Annotated in this window: 16 protein-coding genes; 1 reads left to right on the top strand and 15 read right to left on the bottom strand. The window is 71.9% G+C overall.

Features of this window, described 5'->3' with window-relative positions:
• Positions 1-20: 20 nt before the first annotated feature.
• The 4 genes from VGI02_RS18300 to VGI02_RS18285 form a co-directional block, all read right to left on the bottom strand.
• Complete coding sequence (locus VGI02_RS18300; protein WP_331629435.1) at positions 21-671, bottom strand: class I SAM-dependent methyltransferase; 651 nt, start codon at positions 669-671, stop codon at positions 21-23.
• A gap of 87 nt (positions 672-758) precedes the next feature.
• Positions 759-1,556, bottom strand: a complete 798-nt coding sequence (locus VGI02_RS18295; RefSeq protein ID WP_331629433.1) for a methyltransferase domain-containing protein — start codon at positions 1,554-1,556, stop codon at positions 759-761.
• Between the two features lie 109 nt (positions 1,557-1,665).
• On the bottom strand, positions 1,666-2,673 hold the full coding sequence (locus VGI02_RS18290) for an endonuclease/exonuclease/phosphatase family protein (protein WP_331629431.1): 1,008 nt from the start codon (positions 2,671-2,673) through the stop codon (positions 1,666-1,668).
• A 53-nt stretch (positions 2,674-2,726) separates the two neighbouring features.
• Positions 2,727-3,413: a GNAT family N-acetyltransferase gene (locus VGI02_RS18285; RefSeq protein ID WP_331629429.1), complete on the bottom strand. Its 687-nt coding sequence runs from the start codon at positions 3,411-3,413 to the stop codon at positions 2,727-2,729.
• 364 nt (positions 3,414-3,777) lie between these two features.
• Here VGI02_RS18285 and VGI02_RS18280 point away from each other — a divergent pair, with 364 nt between their 5' ends.
• Entirely contained in the window at positions 3,778-4,857 is a 1,080-nt protein-coding gene (locus tag VGI02_RS18280; RefSeq protein WP_331629427.1) for a GNAT family N-acetyltransferase, read from the top strand.
• Between the two features lie 49 nt (positions 4,858-4,906).
• Here VGI02_RS18280 and VGI02_RS18275 read toward each other — a convergent pair whose 3' ends face one another.
• From VGI02_RS18275 to VGI02_RS18225, 11 genes are all read right to left on the bottom strand, one after another.
• Positions 4,907-6,205 (bottom strand): lipopolysaccharide biosynthesis protein, encoded by a 1,299-nt coding sequence (locus tag VGI02_RS18275; protein WP_331629425.1) that lies wholly within the window; start codon positions 6,203-6,205, stop codon positions 4,907-4,909.
• 43 nt (positions 6,206-6,248) lie between these two features.
• Complete coding sequence (locus VGI02_RS18270) at positions 6,249-7,442, bottom strand: hypothetical protein (protein ID WP_331629423.1); 1,194 nt, start codon at positions 7,440-7,442, stop codon at positions 6,249-6,251.
• 31 nt (positions 7,443-7,473) lie between these two features.
• On the bottom strand, positions 7,474-8,277 hold the full coding sequence (locus VGI02_RS18265) for a LicD family protein (RefSeq protein ID WP_331629421.1): 804 nt from the start codon (positions 8,275-8,277) through the stop codon (positions 7,474-7,476).
• A complete protein-coding gene (locus tag VGI02_RS18260; protein WP_331629419.1) occupies positions 8,274-10,148 on the bottom strand; it encodes an aminotransferase class I/II-fold pyridoxal phosphate-dependent enzyme in 1,875 nt (624 codons plus the stop codon). Before VGI02_RS18260 ends, VGI02_RS18265 begins: the two co-directional genes overlap by 4 nt.
• A gap of 52 nt (positions 10,149-10,200) precedes the next feature.
• Positions 10,201-10,398 carry a hypothetical protein gene (locus VGI02_RS18255; protein WP_331629417.1) on the bottom strand — a complete coding sequence of 66 codons (198 nt, stop codon included), beginning with the start codon at positions 10,396-10,398 and terminating at the stop codon, positions 10,201-10,203.
• Positions 10,395-10,808 (bottom strand): hypothetical protein, encoded by a 414-nt coding sequence (locus tag VGI02_RS18250; RefSeq protein WP_331629415.1) that lies wholly within the window; start codon positions 10,806-10,808, stop codon positions 10,395-10,397. The genes VGI02_RS18255 and VGI02_RS18250 overlap by 4 nt, the downstream gene beginning before the upstream one ends.
• Positions 10,805-12,667: a hypothetical protein gene (locus VGI02_RS18245; protein WP_331629413.1), complete on the bottom strand. Its 1,863-nt coding sequence runs from the start codon at positions 12,665-12,667 to the stop codon at positions 10,805-10,807. Before VGI02_RS18245 ends, VGI02_RS18250 begins: the two co-directional genes overlap by 4 nt.
• Before the next feature lie 67 nt (positions 12,668-12,734).
• A complete protein-coding gene (locus VGI02_RS18240) occupies positions 12,735-13,535 on the bottom strand; it encodes a polysaccharide deacetylase family protein (RefSeq protein ID WP_331629411.1) in 801 nt (266 codons plus the stop codon).
• Positions 13,532-14,461 (bottom strand): glycosyltransferase family 2 protein, encoded by a 930-nt coding sequence (locus VGI02_RS18235; protein ID WP_331629409.1) that lies wholly within the window; start codon positions 14,459-14,461, stop codon positions 13,532-13,534. Before VGI02_RS18235 ends, VGI02_RS18240 begins: the two co-directional genes overlap by 4 nt.
• Positions 14,462-14,526: 65 nt before the next feature.
• Positions 14,527-15,705, bottom strand: a complete 1,179-nt coding sequence (locus VGI02_RS18230; RefSeq protein WP_331629407.1) for a glycosyltransferase family 2 protein — start codon at positions 15,703-15,705, stop codon at positions 14,527-14,529.
• The gene (locus VGI02_RS18225) at positions 15,642-16,922 is read right to left on the bottom strand and encodes a hypothetical protein (protein WP_331629405.1); all 1,281 of its coding nucleotides are present in this window, start codon (positions 16,920-16,922) and stop codon (positions 15,642-15,644) included. The genes VGI02_RS18230 and VGI02_RS18225 overlap by 64 nt, the downstream gene beginning before the upstream one ends.
• Between the last annotated feature and the right edge of the window lie 7 nt (positions 16,923-16,929).

The following is a 16,929-nucleotide window of genomic DNA, read 5'->3' as shown; positions in this document are numbered from 1 at the left end:
GGTCCGGCTCTCCGGTCGGGTCAGCCGCGGTGCGCCAGGAGCAGGTGCGCCGGGAAGACGCGACGGCCGGCGTCGTCCTCGGGCAGCTCGCCCCAGTCCGGTGGGGTGAACGCGCGGATCGTCGACGGTTCGACCGAGTCCACCGTCCAGTGCGGGGCGACGGCCGCGGCGAGCTCTGCCGCGGTCACACAGTTCGGCCGGACCTCCTCCGGGAACGGCGCGCTGACGTCGAAGGCCAGCACGATCAGCGTCGCGCCGGGCCGGGACGCCCGCGCCGTCGACGCGGCGTACCCGGGGCGGGCCTCGACCGGCATCGAGTGGAAGAGCGTCGAGTCGATCACCGTCGCGAACCGGCCGTCGTACCCGGTGAACGTCGAGACGTCGGCGACGGCGAACTCGGGGCCGAGCCCGGCGGCCGCGGCGTCGTCGCGGGCCCGGGCGACGGCGGAGTCGGACAGGTCGATGCCGACCGCCTCGTACCCCCGCTGCGTCAGCGCGATCGTCGTCGCCCCGATCCCGCAGCCCGCGTCGAGCACGGGCGAGGCGACCCGCCCGGCGTCGACGAGCGCGGCGATCGCGGGCTGCGGCTCCCCGATGTTCCAGGGCACCGTCGTCACGCCCTCGGCGATCGAGCTGCCCCGGTAGGCCGCGTCGAAGTCCGGCAGGGTCATCGTCGTCCTCCCCCAGTCGTCCGCTGCCCATGATCGTGCGGGGAGTGGGCGCGGAGCGCCACCGCGCGCACGGTTCGCGTCCCGGTGTCACACCGGAAGGCGCCCGACCGCCACGAACACGCAGCCCACCATCCAGGGCTGGGTGTCCTGTGCGTCGAGGGCCGCGAACTCCCGCTCCCAGCGCTCGAGATCGTCCTCGGTGGCCACGCCCGCGTCCACCATCGCGCGACGGGCCGCCCACGTCGGTCCCCGGGTCCCCGCCGTCCGGCGCCCGATCCGCGTCGTCCCCCGGAAGTCGTCGACCGACAGCCCGGCGCCCTCGAGCAGCTCCGGCAACCGGAGGCCGACGCCCGGGTCGTTGCCCACCGCCTCCTGGTAGGCCAGGAACCGCTCCCCCAGCTCCGAGACCGGCGCGGCAGGCGGCTGCACGCGGATCATCGTGATGTCGAGGTCGTAGAGCACGACCCGGCCGCCCGGGCGCAGCAGCGACGCCGCATGATCGACGATCGCCCGCTCCCGCCCGCCGTTGTGGATCAGCACCAGCCGCACCAGCGCCACGTCGAACGAGCCCGTCGGCAGGCCGGAGTCCTCGGCCCGCCCCTCCCGGACGACGACGGTGTCCGCCCCGGCCGCCTCCGCCGCGGCCCGGCCCCGCGCGACCATCGCCGGATCGGCATCGACACCGGTCAGGGAGCCCTGCGGCCCGACCATCGGCGCCAGCTCCAGCATCACCGCCGCCGGGCCACACCCCAGGTCGACGACGTCCGCTCCCGGCACCACCCCGGCCGAGGGCCACAGCTCGGCGTCGACCAGATGCACCCCGGCCGCCTGCCTGCGCAGCCGCGCCGCCTCGGCGTCGTCGGATTCCAGCCCGTATCCGCTCACCGCCTCAGCGTCCCAGCTCCGGCCGACGGACCCCACCCGCCGGGCCGGGCACGGTGGCAGGGGCTCCGCGGACGACACCGGAGACGCGGACGTACCCCCGGCCCCGTGATCAGGGGGACAGGCGGACCCGGGCGAGCAGGGCGCGGTGGTCGCTCCCGGGGAGGTCGAGGATCCGCAGCGCGGTGGGCTGCGGGCCGCCGCCGGCGAGCACGTGGTCGATCTGGACGCCGGACCAGGAGGGCCACGCCGCGTTCCAGGTGCCCGTGAGCCCCTCACCGGTGGCCGCGCCGGCGTCCTGGCAACCCCGCGTGCCCTCACGGAAGTCGCGGTGGTCGAGGGTGGCGTTGAAGTCCCCCACCACCACCGCCGGACCGGCGCCGGCTCCGCACCACGTCCGGAGCTGCGCCAGCTCGCGCGGCCAGCTCTGGATCTTCCGTGGCACGGGCGCGGAGACGTGCACCGCCACCAGGCGTACCGCCCCGAGTCCGCCACCGGTCAGCTCGAGCCACGGGTCGGATCGACCCTGCGAGATCACCCGTGAACCGAGCGGGCCCAGACCGGGGGCGGTGAGGACGGTGGTCCCGTCGACGTCGTCGACTCCGGGTGACGCCGCGACGGAGGAGCGGTATCCGAGGTCGGGGATCGCCTCGCCGAGCAGGGCGCTGAACCGGTCCGCCGACTCGGGCAGGACCACCACGTCCGGTCGCTCACGGCGGATCGTCGCCGCGAGCGTCGAGACGTCCGCCCGACCCTCGTCCACGTTGAACGAGAGCACCGTCAGTTCCAGACCGTGGGGCGCGGGCACCGTGGACGCCACCGCCCGCGGCACGACGAGAGCCCCGGCCACCAGGCACATCAGGAGCGCGGCGACGCCGGCGACGCGGACCCGCCGCCACGCGATCATGGCCAGCGCCGCCAGCGCGGTCACCACGACGAGTTGCGGCCGGAAGGCGGCGAGCACCGCGAAGGGCACCGAGCGGTCGAGCCCGAGCCTGTCGGGCAGCAGCACGAGCGCGGTGACCACGACGACGACGACGACGGTCACCCCGGCGACCACCCGCTGGGCGGACGGGCGCCGGGGAGCACGGCCGGACGCTGCGGGGGCCGTCGGCGCCATGTCCTCAGCCAACCACGGACACGGCCCGCGTCGTGGGCCCGCCGCCCCCGCTCCTACACGGGCATCCCGGGCGCGTTCTCCTCGACCGCTGCGAACGTCACCTGCTGACGGCCTAGCCGGAACCGCTGCGTGCGCAGGAGGTAGGGCGCGAATCCGGCCTTCTTGCAGCCCTTGAGCGAGGCCGGGTTGTCGAGACCGACGAAGGTGATGACGTAGCGCGGCCCGAGCGTCCCGGCCCGTTCCGCGACGCGCGACATCGCCGCGCTCATGACGCCCTTCCCGCGCCACGCGACCGGCGTGAACGCACCCTCGAGGAGGGCCATGTCGTCATCGAGGTGAGGGAAGATGCCCTCGAAGTGCCGCTGGATGTCGTCGTTGTCCTTCGACGTGAAGATCCACTGCGTGTAGCAGGCCTCGTCCTCCGCCGTCACCGCCACGTGCGGCAGCCCGATGTTCGCCTCGAGCAGCCGGCGCCGCATGGAACGGTCCCACTTCTCGTCCGGCGTGAGCTCGGCCGTGGCGCCCAGGACGGCCGGGACGTCCTTGGACTCCAGGGGACGGACCGTGATCGCGATCTTCGCGTCCGGGTGGGTGTGCGGGGCCTCGAGATCGCGCCGGAGCCCGTACGCCTCGACGTCGGCGCTCAGGCGACGACGGGCCGCAGCGAGGATCGGCTTGGCCGTGTTCGGCTCGCGAAGGAGTTCACCGATCGCGGCCAGCGCGGGAGAGTTGCCGGACATGGGAGTCCTCCTCATTGAGGGAGATCGACGACGGCGGCCGTTCGCGCCCGAAATGCGCGACGCCGCACCACTCGTCTGTTAGTCGCTGCTACCTTGGCGAGTTCCCACGCCTTCCGTCAATGATTACTTTGTGCACGAGATCGAGCGAGCGGCGTGATCGGCGGCCCGTGATCCGTGACGCTCCACGAACCCACGAATCATTCACGGAGCGGGTGCGGGATCATTGATTTTAACGATGCCCGTCCGCAGTGCCCGACCTACCCTGACCATCTGTGTTTGCCATTCCTGACGACGTGAAGAATCGGGAATCAGCGATGTCCCTCGACGATGTGCTCGGTCCGGCGGTCCCGTGAACGTCGACGTGGTGGCCCCTGGAGAACTCGGTGCAGGCGAGCAGGAGACCTGGCGGGCGTTCCAGGACGCCGAGCCCTCCCTGGCCAGCCCGTTCCTCTCCTACGAGTTCACGCTCGCCGCCTCGAGATACCGCCCCCGGACCCGGGTCGCCGTGGTCCGCGAGGGGGGCGAGACCGTCGCCTTCCTGCCCATGGAGCTCGGTCGGTTCGGCGAGGCGACCCCGGTGGCCGCGCTGATCAACGACGCGCAGGGCATGGTCCACCGGGGTGGCTACGACTGGGACCCGCGGGAGGTTCTCGCGCTCAGCGGGATCGGTGTCTGGGAATTCGACCACGTGGTCGCCCAGAAGCCTTTCGAGCAGTACACGACGCTGCGGGCGCGGTCCCCGATCATGGATCTCGGCTCCGGTTTCGACAGCTATCTCGCCGGCGCGCGCCGACGGTCGTCGCGGATCAAGGATCTCCCCCGGCGGCAGCGCCGGCTCGAACGCGAGATCGGACCGGTGCGCTTCGACTTCCATTCGGACGACGTCGAGGCGATGAGCACCCTGTTCCGGTGGAAGTCCGAGCAGTATCGGCGGACCGCGCGCACCGACCGGTTCGCGCTGGGATGGATCCGGTCGCTGGTGACCGATCTCGCGGCGATGAAGCCACCGCGCTGCAGCGGTCAGGTCTCCCTGCTCTGGGCGGGGGACGACCTGGTGGCCGGCCATGTGGGCCTGCGGGCGCCGAGCGTGCTCCCCACCTGGTTCCCGACGTACGACACGCGGTTCTCCAAGTACTCCCCCGGGCTGCTGCTGCACGTCGCCATGGCCGAGGCGGCCGCGGCGGCGGGGGTCGGCTACATCGATCTGGGCCGGGGCGAGAAGGACTACAAGGACTGGCTGGCCGACGACGCGCTCGAGGTCTGGGAGGGGCGCGTCACCACCCGCCGGAGCGCGGCCGCCCTGCACTGGGGCCGTCGGGTCCCGGTGCGGACACTGCGCAACGTGGTGGTCGGCAACCGCACGCTCTACGAGGCCGCTGACCGCGCTCTGAAGGGCTACGGCGCGGTGCGCACCCGTCTGGGCGCCGCCACCCGCGCGCGATGACCTGACCGGTCCGCCCGCCGGACCGCCCGCCCGCCCGCCCGATGGCGCGTCAGGCCGGCCGGGCCGCCTCGCCGGCCGACGAACGCGACCTGAACGTCGGGACCAGCACGATCGCGACCACTGCCTGCACGCCGAGGTGGATCACGCCGATCGCGACGATCCCGTAGGTCGGGAGGAACACCCAGGACAGACCGAGGACCGCGCAGGTGAGCACGGACTGCACCGCCAGGATGCGGCCCAGTCGCTGCCGGACCCGGTTCAGGCTCATCCACACCACGATGACGATGCGTGGCAGCACGGCCAGCACGACCACGCGCAACATCGTGGTCGAGTGGACGACGTAGGCCTCCCCGTAGAGCGAGAGGATCAGCGGGGCGGCGGCGCAGACGAGGAGCACGAGCGGGACGGCGATCAGGCTGATCCGTCGGACGAGACTCACGGCCAGCTCGGCGAGTCGGTCCTTCTGCCGCGCGCCCTCGACGGTGAGGGAGCTGGCCACGTTGACGAGCGCGACGTCGAGCACCGCGGCGACACCCCACGCGACGAAGAAGTAGCCGTTGGCCTCGTTGCCGACGAGGACGACGACCATGATCGGGAGCAGGTAGTTCGCGGCCGTGGCGCCGATCAGAGCCACGTTGTCGAGGGTCATGAACCCGGCGACGTCCGAGCGGGAGACCGGTTCGCTCGCGCCGGCGGACTCCCGCGCGTGCCGGGGCAGCAGGCGGCCGAACAGGAGCAGGTTCATCAGCACGAGCACCGGGACCATCGCCAGCAGCCACGACCAGAACACGCCGGAGCCGGGAAGAGCCACGGCGAACACGACCAGCAGCGCGAGCTTGGCGACTCCGAAGACGCCGTTCTCGACCGGGACCCACGCCGAGGCGCGAGCGCCGATCGCGACGCTGTCCTGCAGGGCGAACACCGTCCACACGAGCAGTGCGCCGACCATCAGGGCGACGCCGGCCGGTCCGTACCCGAGCACCTCACGGACGAGCTCGATGTTGCTCAGGAAGGGAAGCGAGATGAGCGCGACGACGACGCTCGCCCCGGCGACGGCCAGGTAGGCGCGCAGGGCGTAGAGCCGGCTCCGTGCCCCGGCGGTGGGGAGGAACCGGATGAGCGTGTTGTACAGGTTCAGCTCCGCCAGGTTCGCCATCAGCACCATGGCCGAGATCAGGGCGGCGGACGCGCCGACGACCGCCGGGCTGTAGAAGCGGGCGGCGACGATCCAGTAGAGGAACCCGAGCACCGACGTGACGCCGGTGTTGACCGCCAGCGCGACGGCGCTGCGCTGCATCGGGTCCTGCGGCACGAGCCGCATCCGCACGGTGGCGAGCGTCCCCGTCACGTCGGTCCTCCCCCCGGTCGTGCGGCCGGGCCCGCCTGCTCGGTCACGGCGACGTCGGGGTGAGGACCAGGCGGCGGTCGCGCCACACGTAGGTCACCTGGTCACCGGCGGCCCACGAGTTCTCGACCTCCTCCAGCCGGGCCACGAGCGGCTCCGGCCGGCCGCCGTTCGGCGAGGAGGTGGAGTCCCACAGCGCGACCGAGTGGAACCTCGGGTCGGCCTCGGGCTGCCAGAGGAAGACCGCGTCGGCCCCCGCGTCCCCGACCTGCAGGAGGGCGTCGAGTGCCACGTCCGCGGCGTACGGCGAGGCGGCGTTGTCACTCGGCGCCACGTCCGCGTGCAACTCCATCCACCAGACCGGCAAGGGCGGTCGGCCGGGGCGGTTCGCCTGCGCCACGAGCCACCGCGTGATCGCCGCGAACTTCGCGTTCGAGGCCTCGGGGCTGGTGATCAGGCCCTTGTCCTTGGTGCCGTTGGACCCGTCGACCGCGAGGAAGTCGGCCCCGACGGCGTGGGCGAGCCAGTACTGGACGGCGTCGAGGGCGCGCTGGTCCACGGTGCCCCACGGGCCCGAGATCGACGACGGGTCGGGCGCGTCCTCCCAGCTGTCCATCGGGACGTAGGGGCCGCCCACCGAGATCGAGGGGTCGTAGGCCTTGAGCGCGCGGTAGACCTGGTTGTACAGATCGGTGTAGGCCTCGATGTTCCACCGGCCGCGTCCGGGGTCGTAGAAACCCTTCAGCTCGTTCCACACGACGAACTGCTTCACCTGCGGGTACCGCTTCGCGACGTCGACCGCGAGCTGGACGAAATCGGCGAAGTGCGCCCGATCGGGAGCGACCTCGAGCCGGTTCCAGTCCGTCTGCCCGGGACGGCCCCCCTTCATCCAGTCCGGGGCACAGCACAACGTGACGACCGGGGTCACGCCGGCGTCGCCCATGAGCCGGACCCGGGCGTCCAGGGACGCCCAGTCCCGCTGGCCCGGCGCGGGCGACGGGTTCAGGACCCCCCAGCCCATGATGTGCTGGTTGGTCATCCCGGTCACGCGCCGCAGGATCTCCTTGGCGCGGTCGGTCGCCGGTGGGGGATTCCACGCGTCGGCGCTGTACTGGGTCAGCGTGGCGCCGACCGTGAGGGCCTGGCTCGGCCGGGGCCGCGACTCGTGGAGTGTCACACCACCCACGAGAAGCCCCATGACCGCGGCGAGCACCGCCGCCGTCCGCCATTGCCAACCCATGCCGTCCCCCTTCTCCTGCCGTGGCGTGGTCTCAGACGGCACCGCCGGCCTCGGGCAACCAGGCCCGGGCAGACACCAGGCTGAGGTCGTCGAACCAGTCCCACGACGGGTCTGGCGTGCGCCAGTCCCCGTAGCAGGTGCGCAGCAGCAGTTCGTGGTCGCGCGGCTTCATCCACGTCCGCCCGAGGAAGTCGAACGGCTCGAGCTCCTGCTTCGGCAGGTGTCCGACGACCTCGACCGGCCCGATGCGCCCCAGCCCGTAGACGTGGAACGCGTGCGTCCGGGGGGCGACCTCCTCCATCCGGAAGAACTCGAACTTGAACCCGTGCCGGACCACGACGCGCTCGGTGCAGACCCCGGCCCGGCTGTGGAAGCGGAAGCCGCGTCCGAAACCCGCCGCGAGCAGTTGTGCCTCGGCCTGGTCGAACAGCGCGACGTCGGCCGCGTCGAACCCGAAGTCGGCGTCGCCGGTGTCGTGCGGGAGCAGCCGGCCCTCGCGGGCCCAGCCGAGGAGCATCCCGCCCCAGATCCAGTAGCGCCCGGCGAGCGGGCTGTCCGCGAGGACGTCGTTCAGCAGCCGGAGGTCGCGCTCGAACAGCGCGCTGCGACGGCGCCGGTACTGGTCGCTGACCACCGGGATCACGTCCGGCGCGCGGTCCGTGAAGCGGGTCAGGGCGATCATCGGGGAGACCCTGCGGTTCTCGGGGACGGCCCACAGCTTCCGGTAGATCGCGGCCTTCCCGCGCAGTGTCGTCCGGAGTCTCTTGGGCGGTGCCAGCTCGGTGCGGGCGAGCGCCGGGACGCCCGTGGTGGGACCTGGGGTGTCGAGGCTCATCGCGCGACTCCTTCGAGGGCGGTGACGGCAGGGGCGGTGACGGCAGGGGCGGGGACGGCGGGCGCGGGCCGGACCTGGTCGCGACGCCGGGGTGCGAGGTGCAGCACGGCGTCGCGGAGGCGGTCGTGATCCGCCGGGGTCCGCACGGCCACACGCCAGTAGCCCTCGTCGGTCCCGAACTTGGCGGACACGTCCTTGACGTGGATGAGCTTCTTCTCGACCAACCGGGCCGTCAGCTCGCTCGTGGCGGTCGCGGACAGCGACAGCCGCACGAGCAGGAAGTTCGCTCCGCTCGGGTACACCTGATCGACGATCGGCAGCCGCGCGAGCGTCGCCGCGAGGTCCTCCCGGTCGCTCACCGTCCGCCGGAACGACTGGTGCAGCGCGGGGCGGTGCTTGAGCATGACGGTCAGGAAGTTCTCCGCCACCGAGTTGACGCCCCAGATCGGGGTCTCCTCGGCGATCAGGGCGGCCAGTCGCGGGTTCCGGGTCATCAGCGCGCCCAGCCGCAGGCCCGGCACACCCAGGCTCTTGCTCAGGCTCTTGATCACGAGCACGTTGTCGAGGGGTTCGACGGCGAGGATCTCCGTCAGCGGCTGCTGCCCGCTGAACTCGATGAACGACTCGTCCACGATCACCGTCGTGTCCGGTCGGGACCGCGCGAACTCGGCGATGAGGGCGCTGTCGAGGGTCGTGCCGCTGGGGTTGTTCGGGTTGACGAACACGACGACGTCGGCGTCGGCCGCCCTCCGCTCGACGTCGCTCCAGTCCACGCCCGGGCCGTCGACGTACCGGTCGGCCTCCGGGAAGATCCGGGAGTACTCGCCGAACGTGGGTTCCGGGATGAGCACGCGCTTGCCTGCGAACCAGGACCGCAGCCACGGGTAGCACTGCGACGCGCCCCCCAGCAGGTGCGTGTACCGCTCCGGCCACTGCAGCGCCCACGACAGCTTCGTGTTCAGGACGACCTGCGCCGACCCGTAGTTCTGCAGCAGCTCCGGGAGGTGGAACCGCAGTTCCGAGAGCATGGCCGGGGGCGGGAAGTGCATGTTCCGGATGAACGCGAAGTCGAGCACGCCCAGGTCCCAGGACCCTCCCCACGTCGACTCCAGGATGCCGTGCCGTGCGGACGGGCTGAACTTGAACTCCGCCAGGCGCAGGTCGCTCGGATCGTCGACCTCGCTCCAGAGCTCCGAGTCGATGACCTCCGCGTGGATCTCGGCCTGCTGCATGTAGACCAGCATCCCGAGGACCATCTCGTAGTAGCAGTTGTCGTCGATCAGGCGCGCGTAGGTGGTCAGGAGCCGGAGCAGCGTGGTGGCGCAGAAGTCCCGGGAGAACTTGTAGATGTTGAGAGTCTTGTACTTGTCGCTGAAGTCGAAGCGAGCCGACTGCTGGCTCGGCGGGATGACCTGCGAGACGACGTGGCCCTCGTTGAGGGCCACGACGGTGCCGTCCATGCCCGGGTGGTACCGGTCGACCAACGCCACGTTCTCGTGCGCACTCTTCATGATCCGGTCGAGCACCGCGGGCTCGTAGATCAGGTCGGACTCGATGAGGAGCAGGTCGGAGTCGAACGTGATCTGCTCGAACGCGAGAGCCATCGAGAAGATGTTGTTCGTCTTGTCGTAGCGCTCGTTGTGGATGAACGTGAACTCGAAGTCCGGATGGTTCGTGCTGACGTGATCGGAGAGCTCCTCGGACCGGTACCCCGTCACGATGAACACTTCGTTGATCCCGTGCAGGCGCAGGCCGTGCAGAATGCGGTCGATGATCGTGCGGCCGCCGATCGTGAGCAGCGTCTTGTGGCGGTGGTCCGTCAACGGGCGCATCCGCTGGCCGTAACCGGCCGCCAATATCAGAGCTTTCACCGGTGCACTCCCTCGGACTGGGCGGACGTGGCGTCCGCGCTGGAATAGTTGATCATGAGAACCCGTAGAAATGGAGGGCGAGAATGACGAGGGCGACGGCGCCGGCGCAGAACGTGAACACCGAGCCCCGCGAACGCGTGCGGGGCAGGGTGACGGGCCGGGCCTCGCGCACGAATGCGGCCGTGACCAGAATCCCGAGGACGACCAGGATGGTCACCCAGCCGACGGGGCCGGCGAGGACGGCGCTCACCGCGACGCCTCCCGGGTGCGACGGCGCAGGGTCCCGCGCGCGGCCTGGGCGCACACCGTGATGAGGACGAGCACCAGCACGGTGGCGGTCGGTGACCAGAGGCCCAGGTAGAGCTGTGCGGTGGCGGTCGCGGTCGCCAGTGAGGTGCTGGTCGCGACGACGAGAGCGACTCCCAGCCAGCCTCTGGCCAGGTCCCAGCAGTCGAGGAGCGCCCACCCCGGGACGACCATCACGAAGACGAACACCAGCACGCCCCGCACCGGCGACGACACGTCGGCGACGACGAGTGCCCCCGCGAGCAGCGCGACGACCGAGAGCAGGAACGGGGCCACGGCCGGGATCCACCGGGGCGGGCCCGACGCGGTCACGGTGCTCCACGGGACGGTCCACCGGTTCGACGACATGGTCATGAGGGGACCCGTCCCGTCGGCTCGAACACGGTGACGTCGTGGTTGGCGTACACCGTCCGGAACGCCGGTGAGGTGCGCAGCACGGCCAGGAGCCGGTTCTGGGCCCCCGAGGGGAACGGGCCCAACAGGTCCAGCTCGGCGCCCTGGCTACGGCTCACGATCAGGAGCGACCGCTGGCCGGGGCCGGCCACCATCCGCGTGGCGACCTGCGTGGCGAGCACCCGCCGGTCGGGATTGTCGAGGTCGACGGTCCCGACCAGCCCGGCGTCGGGCGAGGTCTCGATCGCGTTGCCGTCGCTCAGCACCCGGTACTGGTCGTCGGCGTAGTGGGTCGAGCGCCACGGGAGCCCTCCGGTCACCGAGGTGAGCACCGCGCCCTGCGGGGCCAGGCGGTACATCTGCTGCACGCCGAGGACCTCGTCCGGGGTGTAGAAGTCCATGCGTTCGTTGCCGTAGCGGGTGAACGGGAACACGCTGACCAGCAGGACCCCCACCACCAGGACGGGCACCACGGTCCGCAGGCGCGTCGACCGAGACATCCCGACCAGCCCGGCCGCGGCGAGCAGCGCGATGAAGGGCAGCGCGAACAGCGTCACCCGCATCAGGCCCTCGCCGCCGTACGACTGGGCCGCGACCACCGGGTAGGGGCACAGCGCGAGCACGATGAGACCCCGGGCGAGATGCCGTCGCTTCCGACGCACCAGGCGGTACGCACCCAGCAGGGCCAGCCCCCAGAGGAAGGCGGTCTCCATGAGCCGGAGGCGGGCGATCAGCGCGTGCCCCGGGGAGCCGGACAGCCGCTTCTCGACGGTCTGCTGGAAGATCGAGGTGAACGCGCCGAACTGGTTGAAGGTGTCCGGGTGGCCCGCCGAGTAGGCGGCGGCGGCGTACCCGGTCCACGCCAGCGTGGCCAGCACCAGGACCACCGGGAGCGTGCGGAGGCGCGACCACCCGAGCAGCGCCACCGCGGCCGTCCCGAGGACCAGGACGAACGGGGTCAGCTGGTGGCCGACGATGGTGACCGCGCACAGCAACAGGACCAGAGCGAGCAGGACGAGGCGCCTGCGCCTGCACGTGGCCAGGGCGGACAGCGCCGGGGCCGCGGACGACCACATCCACCGTCGCCAGGTCGACGACGGTTCCGTCTGCCCCGCGGCGCCGGCCGCGCGTGCCTCCTCGAACGCCGGGACCTCGAGGCTGAACCACTGCAGGATGACGGCCATGACGGTGAGGTAGATGAACAGGTACCAGCCCTGCGGGGAGAAGTAGTCCTGCCCGATCCAGTTGCCCACCGTGAACAGCCAGGCGCCGACCCAGACGATCGTCCGGTCCCGGAACAGACGGTTGCCGATCGCGATGAGCGGGAGGAGGTAGAGCACGTTGTGAACGACGGGCGCCCACGCCAGCACGGGGGTCGGATCGACGATGCCCGTGGCCTGCCAGATGAACGCGGTGACCGCGAAGAAGCCCGGCCAGTTCTGGTAGGCGTCCAGGGTCGGGTCGATCGCGCCCCGGGTCCGGAGGTAGTCGGCGATGCCGACGTGGCGCCAGGCCACGCTGAACCGCATCTCGTGCTCGCCGACCACGCCCAGCCCGTGCAGCACCAGGACCGTGGCCGCGAGCGACAGGATGACGGCGCCGTTCCGCCCGGCCCGCACCGCCACCACGAACGACGACCCGACGAGCAGGAAGCCGATCCACACCCCGACCGGGAAGACGGAGACCAGACCGAGGTCGGTCATCTCCGACAGGGGGAGGTTGGCGACCGACAGCCACCACACCGCGACACCGGCCGCCGCCAGGAGCACCACGGCGAGATCGACACGGCGGGGCGGAGCGCCGCGCAGCAGCGAATCCACCGAACGCCACCGGGGGACGCGTCGGGAGGGCTCCGTGTCGCCGGTCGGACGCGACCGCGCGAGGGTGTCAAGCACAGCGGGTTCCCCGGAGCCGCGAGCGCGACCACCGCACCACCGACCACCCGCGGGTCAGCGCACGGTCGGTCCGGAAGACGCGATCCACCTCGACGCCGTAGGCGATCCGGCAGAACACCTCCGGGGACGTGGTGCGGCGCACCGTGAGCCGGGGCACGGCGAACGCGTCCCCGCCACCCACATCGGCGACGGCGTTGGCCACGGACGCGGCCTGCCGGTACCCGGCGGTCGCGACGGCCTTGCGGACGCGCCTGCTGCTGTACCCGAACGGGTAGGCGAGGCTCGACACGCGGGTGGAGAGGCGGTCCTCGAGCAACGCCGCGCTGTGCCGCAGCTCGGTGTCGAGCGCCTTGTCGTCGAGCTGGTCGAGCTGCGGGTGGCTGTGGCTGTGCGCCGCCACCTCGATCCCGGAATCGACCAGCTCACGGAGCTGCGACCAGCCCATCATGCGGTCCAGCGGCCGACCGGCCGAGTCCGCCCCGGCGTCGCGCAACCACCCCGTCGTGACGAACACCGTGGCCGGGAAGCCGTGCTCGACGAGCAGCGGCAGCGCCGACCCGTGGGTGTCGGCGTAGCCGTCGTCGAAGGTGAGGACGACGGGCCGGGCGGGCAGCGCAGCGCCGGCACGGACCCGCTCACAGAGGTCAGTGAACGTCAGCCCGGTGAACCCGTGGTCGCGCAGGAACCGCAGGTGCGCGCCCATCTGCGACGGCCGGACCGACAGCGTCCGCGTGGCCTCGGGTGGATCGTCCGCGACGGAGTGGTACATCAGGATGGGGACGGCGAGGCTCACCGCGCAGCTCCTGTGCGCCGCCTCGTCTCCCGGATGCTGCCCACGGCGAATCCGGCGCTCGCCCACATGACCCCGGTGAGGACCGCCCCGGCACGCCGAGCCCCGTTCCCGTCGCCGGTGAGTCCCTGCCCCAGGCCCCGGACGACCGCGTCGCGCAGCGCGACCGAGGCGTACCGACGCTCGGCGGAGAGACCGTCCTGGAGACCGACGCTCCGCGCGACGAGCGCCTTGGACAGGCCCTCCGCGAAGCAGCGGGCCCGGAAGTAGGTGAATCGCTCACGCTCGCGCGGGACCCGGTGCCGGATCACCGCGCCCGGTTCGAAGACGAACGTCCCGCCGGGACGGCGTTGGCTCGCCCGGATGCAGAGCTCCGTCTCCTCGCAGCCCAGCGGCCGCCGGTCGCCCGAGGACCGCCCGATGTGGGTCGGGAATCCGCCGACGAGGTCGAACAGCTCGCGGCGGAACGCCGCGTTGCCGCCGAGGAGGTTGCGGACCACGCCGGGCTCGCGACCGACGAAGGTGCAACCCACCACCCAGTCGAACTCCTCGGGCCACCACGCGGGACGCTCGGTCGCCCAGGCGGGCAGGGTCAGTCCACCGACGCCCATGACACGGGGGTCGTCGAACGGGCGGGCGAGCGCCGAGAGCCACCCGGGCGCCGCGATCGCGTCGTCGTCGAGGAACGCGACCACGTCGCCCTGCGCCACGTCGATCCCGGTGTTCTTGCCGCCCGAGAGGCCCTGCGGGCCCGCGTTCTCGATCACGGTGACGTCGAGCGCCTCGGCCAGGCGGGCGCAGAGCCCGGGGTTGTGGTCGACGACGACGATGACCTCGAGCGGCGCGGGCCGCTGCGCGGTCAACGATGCGACCGCGGCCAGCGTGTCGTCCCACCGTGCGTCGGAGAACGCACACACGACGGCCGACATGGTCGGAAGGCACGGCCGGCGGGTGGCCTCGGGCGTCCGGAGGGGAGGTGCGCTCGTCTCCGCCCTCACGGGGCTGCCTTGAGGGGCCGGTCGAGACCGACCGCGGCTGCGGAGCCGTGTGCCTTGCGGTGCACGAACCGCCGCACCTGCTGGACGGCGTGCCCGCTCAGACCGCTCTCGTGGGTGCGCAGGACCGTGCGCAGCACCCGGGTTCCGTCCCGGAAGGTGCGCAGGTTCGACGTCCCCGACCGTCGCGGCATCTCGAGGCTGGGGACCTCGGCGATGCGCAGCCCGGCCTGGATCGCGGAGATCACCATGCGGGTCTCGACCTCGAAGCCCGGAGTGGTGAGGTCGACGTAGTCCAGATAGCGCCGGTGGAATCCGATGAATCCGTAGCAGAGGTCGGTCAAGGACGCTGCGTAGAGGGACGAGACGAGCCGCATGAGGGCGCGATTGCCGTTTCGGCGGAGCATCGTGATATCCAGCGATCCACCACCCGCGATGAATCGGGAACCCTTGACGAAGTCGTATCCGTGCGTCAGGAAATACAGGAAGTGCGGGATCTCCTGCGGCGACATACTGCCGTCCGCATCGATCATCAGGACGATGTCGCCCGTCGAGGCGGCCATGCCGGCCGCGAGGGCGTCCCCCTTGCCGACCCCGGACTGCATCACCACGCGGATGTCCGGACGCGCCGAGCGCGCCGTCACCAGGGTCGCGTCCGACGAGTTGCCGTCGACCACGAGGATCTCGGTCACGCAGCTGGGCACCTGCTCGAGCACCCAGGCGATATTGGCGGCCTCGTTGCGGGTCGGAATGATGAGCGAGACCGTGGTCGGCGTCGGCGTCGTACTCGCCGACCAGGCCGGTGCCGTCGAGGCAGGCGTCGCGTCGTGCGCGACCGCCGCCGAGGCATCCGTCTCGAGAGCAGAGATGTCGAGAATTCCCGGTCGGGGGGATGGGACAGTCACACCGTTCGTCTTGGCGACGCCTGGCGGCTGAATTGTCATTGCGCGCTCCCGGTCGACCGCGCGCGGGAAAGGCACGGTTGGGTGGTTGTTGGGCCCGGACTCCCCGACGTCGCCCCGGCCTGGTCCCGATGGATCGTCCTGCGGGGGGAGGTACCGAGCATCACCACATTTGATGATTCGGCGGGCCCGGCCGACGTGGGCCGTGACGATCAGCCCCCGAGCAGGGCGAGCGCCCGCTCGTCGACCTCGACGACGTTGGTCGCCCGCGACCACCGGACCCCGAGGTGCACATATCGCCCGGACAGCGCGTCGGCGCACAGGGACCGCAACGGCACCAGCACGCGGCGTCCCTCCCCGTCGGTCAGCGACAGGGCGGGGACACCCCAGCGGGTGCGCGCGACGCGGACGGCGACGAGGTCGTAGAGGTCGACCCACGAGAACTCGTCCGCGGCCCAGTCGGCGCCCACGGCGACGTAGCTCGCCGTCGCGATCCAGCCGAGCGCACCCACCACCCCGACGGCGCCGATCCCGTAGACGGTGGTGGCCACCGGGTGAGCGGCGATCAGGTCGACCCCGACGAGCGTGACGATCACCAGGATCACGACGGCGAGCCCGATCCCGAACGCCGCGAGGCCCCGGACGTCGACCCCGGACCGGCCCCCGATCAGCGGCCCCCGGCCCGGCGGCAGCGACTGCGGCCAGGTCGGGACCCGGACGACGGCGTCGACGTCGGTCCACGGCGCGGCCGGCGGCGCCGGGAGGCACGTCCAGGGGTCCGGCCGGGGTGGGAGCTCGGCGGTGTGCGGGTCGTCCCGCCGGACCCGCACGACCACCACCCGTTTCCGCCGGCCGAGCGCCCGCGACGGCAGGGGGTCGTCGCCGACGACCGCCTCGGCCGCGGCGTTGACGGCCACCTCACGGGTCGCCCGTGACCAGCGGACCCCGAGGTGGATGAGGTCCCACATCAGCGGGTCGGCGCGCAGTTCGTGCACGTAAGCGCTGAGCCGCCGGCCGGACCCGTCGCGGAACCGGAGCATCGGTGTCTCGTAGGCGCCCCTCGCGCCCTTCACCTCCGCCAGGTCGTACAGGTCCACCCAGCTCCGACCCCACTGCAACCAGTCGGCCCCGACCGCCAGGTAGACCATCGTGATCGAGCGCGCCCAGAACACGAGGACCAGCACGAGGAACGCGAGGCCGCCCCAGAGCGCCGGGGACATCGATCCCAGCCGGTCCAGGCCCACGACGAGCTGGACGAGCACGAGGATCGCGACGGACCCGCCGACGATCAGGACGACCCCTTCCCGCCCCTCCCCGGACTTCCCGGCCAGGACCGGGCCGCGCCCCGGCGGCGGAGGCTTCGGACGGGTCGGCATGCGTCGCGGCGGCGGAGCCTTGCGCGGCCCCGGCGCGGGCGGCGGATCGGGCAGCCCCGTCCACGGGTCCGGGCGGGGCGGCAGATCCGGGGTCGGATCGACCGGCTCGGGGGTCACCGGCGGA

The sequence above is a fragment of the Actinomycetospora sp. genome (genome assembly GCF_036497245.1).
GTDB lineage: Bacteria > Actinomycetota > Actinomycetes > Mycobacteriales > Pseudonocardiaceae > Actinomycetospora.
Note: the sequence above shows the minus strand (reverse complement) of the source record. Positions and strands in the feature narration are given on the sequence as shown.

Excerpts from the sequence above, each read along its gene's own strand:
- VGI02_RS18300 (WP_331629435.1), bottom strand. The coding sequence starts at position 671 with ATGACCCTGCCGGACTTCGACGCGGCCTACCGGGGCAGCTCGATCGCC.
- VGI02_RS18290 (WP_331629431.1), bottom strand. The coding sequence starts at position 2,673 with ATGGCGCCGACGGCCCCCGCAGCGTCCGGCCGTGCTCCCCGGCGCCCG.
- VGI02_RS18285 (WP_331629429.1), bottom strand. The coding sequence starts at position 3,413 with ATGTCCGGCAACTCTCCCGCGCTGGCCGCGATCGGTGAACTCCTTCGC.
- VGI02_RS18270 (WP_331629423.1), bottom strand. The coding sequence starts at position 7,442 with ATGGGTTGGCAATGGCGGACGGCGGCGGTGCTCGCCGCGGTCATGGGG.
- VGI02_RS18265 (WP_331629421.1), bottom strand. The coding sequence starts at position 8,277 with ATGAGCCTCGACACCCCAGGTCCCACCACGGGCGTCCCGGCGCTCGCC.
- VGI02_RS18250 (WP_331629415.1), bottom strand. The coding sequence starts at position 10,808 with ATGACCATGTCGTCGAACCGGTGGACCGTCCCGTGGAGCACCGTGACC.
- VGI02_RS18235 (WP_331629409.1), bottom strand. The coding sequence starts at position 14,461 with ATGTCGGCCGTCGTGTGTGCGTTCTCCGACGCACGGTGGGACGACACG.